The following is a 440-nucleotide window of genomic DNA, read 5'->3' on the forward strand; positions in this document are numbered from 1 at the left end:
ATCCTATCCAGTTTAAATCCTGATGATATTGAATCGATGACAGTACTTAAAGATGCGGTTTCTACGGCGATCTATGGTGCTGATGCAGGAGCTGGGGTTGTGCTTATTACAACGAAATCCGGAAAATCAGGAAAACCAAGATTTAACTTTTCATCATCGTATGGTTTAAATCAGACGGCAGTAAAGCAGCCGGAAGTTTTAAATAGAGATCAGTTTAAGCAGTATGCAGCAGCTTCATATGCTAATAGAACTAATTCGACCGAAGCGGCAGCTCTTGCTGTTCTTACTAACAATGTATGGGGGACTGATTTCGCAAACAATGATACAGACTGGAGAAAAATTGTTCAGAGGGGAAGTGCTATCCAGCAGGATATGAACTTTACCGCATCCGGAGGAAGCGATAGGTTTAAATACTATTCATCTTTCGGTACATTTGAGCA

At 40.9% G+C, this 440-nt stretch carries 1 pseudogene; it reads left to right on the forward strand.

Features of this window, described 5'->3' with window-relative positions:
- Nucleotides 1-440: pseudogene (locus AOB46_RS22765) on the forward strand (TonB-dependent receptor plug domain-containing protein); the annotation flags it as partial.

Origin of the sequence: Chryseobacterium indologenes, assembly GCF_001295265.1 — a bacterium.
GTDB lineage: Bacteria > Bacteroidota > Bacteroidia > Flavobacteriales > Weeksellaceae > Chryseobacterium > Chryseobacterium indologenes_A.